This is a genomic window from Ottowia sp. (assembly GCF_047975795.1).
In the GTDB taxonomy this organism is placed as follows: domain Bacteria; phylum Pseudomonadota; class Gammaproteobacteria; order Burkholderiales; family Burkholderiaceae_C; genus Ottowia.
The window spans coordinates 1-1,735 of record NZ_JBKEEE010000075.1; the positions used below are offsets into that span (position 1 = coordinate 1).

The following is a 1,735-nucleotide window of genomic DNA, read 5'->3' on the forward strand; positions in this document are numbered from 1 at the left end:
CGCGCTTCGACCGAAACGCACCACGGCGCGGGCGATCTTGTCCCCGCCGATCTGCACCGACTCGATAACGCCCACTTGGTCGCGGGCGTCGTGATCCATCAGCAGGGGCGCGCCGCTTTTCAGGCGGCCGGTGCGCATGCTGCCGGGCTTGTGATCGAGCACTTCGACACCCCACGTACGCTCTACCGGTGTCTCGCTGGAAAATGCCAGCGTGACGGTGCGCGCATCGACATTGATGGCCGAGCGATCTACAGACAGCAGACGCTCAACTTTTGTGCCGGGCTTGGGTGCATCGAAGGGCATGCCGCGATGGTCTGCCCACTGGGTGTGCGCAGGCAAGGCAAAACGCGCACAGGGCGCGCGGCATCAAGCCTCTACTGGCTCTTCGTCGGTCGCCGGGTGCTCTTCGCTTGCCTCTGGCATGGCAACGCCATAGCTGTCCGCAAGCGCCTGTTCGCGTTGCAGATCAGCCAGCACATCTTCAATGTCCACGCCCATCTCCGATGCCTGCATGGTGGCGCTGGCCAGACGCGCGCGGCGCGCCAGAATGGCTGCCTGCATGTCTTTGACGGGATCCACCCACGGCCAGCGGCGGCCCTGGAAGCGGTGCGACATGAATTTATCGGTCTTGGCTGCCGGCAGCGGCGCCCCGCCGGCTGTGCGCACCGTGCCTTTGAGTAGAGCCATTTGCAGCGCACGGGTGAAAATGGGGTCAACCACGGCGGCGATGAACCATTCTTGCAACGCCTTCCATTCGTCACGCTCATCCAGCAGGCCAGCGCGAATGCTGGAAAAATTCACGCCCTCCAGGTCGCCCGACAGGCTGGTGTAGCTGACTCCCATGCCGGCGGCCACGCCACGCAGCATCGCCTTGTGGAACACCTCGAACTGCTCGTTCGGGTACGCCGGGTTGAACGATTCGAAGCTGTAGCCGGCTGGCAGCTCGTGGAACTCACCGGGCTCTGCATTGGTAATGAGTTGCGCCTCTTCGCCCTCGGCCATCACGCCACCGATGCTTTCTTGCACAGCGTCAATCGAGCGTGTGTAAAACCCCACCTTGTTGGCGCCGATCCTTGCGTTGATGATCGCGGCCTCTCTGTAGGCGCCAAGATCGTTGAGCCGGCGCAGGGCAGCGTGCATCCACGGCACGCCGCGCGTTTGCTCCAGCTCGGTCGGCAAAAAGACGTGCAGGATTTCAGCGGCCGGCACCCGCTCGCGCCGGCGACTGACGCCCTCGCGCAGCCAATAGGCCACCGGTCTGCTGTAGCGATCCACCTCCACACCCATGACCACAGCGTTGCGGCCATTGGCCGGCTCCAGGTTGTAGCCAGTGTCCAAGCGGCTGATGTCCAGAATCTGAACCTGGTAACCATGTTTGCCGCGGCCAACCACATGCCGCAGAATCGCCTCACCATCTCGGGCCACGCTGCGCACCAGCAGGCGCATGGCATCGTGCCCGCTGATCCGGCCGGCCACGTCGAAGTTTTCCGCGCGGCAGAAATCAGCCCACCAGACCTCAATGGCCCAATTGGCCTGCTTGTCGGCCTGGCCGGGTGCGTTTTCTATGGTGGCTGTCAGACGCGGCCCGGCGGGGCCGACCATGTTGCGGGCAGCCAGGCGCAGAACCTGCGCCGCGTGCTCATGGTCTTTGGTCTGCTGGCGGCTGCGTCCGCGCAGGCGATCCAGATCGCCGCGCAGCTCATCGTCGATGCGTTTGTCCGTGGTGGCCCAGCCG

The 1,735-nt window shown here is 64.4% G+C and carries 1 protein-coding gene and 1 pseudogene; both read right to left on the reverse strand.

The genetic code is table 11. The features are described 5' to 3' along the window. Positions 1-303 (reverse strand): annotated as a pseudogene (locus ACK5NW_RS11295) (hypothetical protein); the annotation flags it as partial. A 63-nt stretch (positions 304-366) separates the two neighbouring features. After that, positions 367-1,735, reverse strand: a 1,369-nt coding sequence (locus tag ACK5NW_RS11300; protein ID WP_416928079.1) for a phage portal protein, incomplete at its 5' end; no start/stop codon positions are given.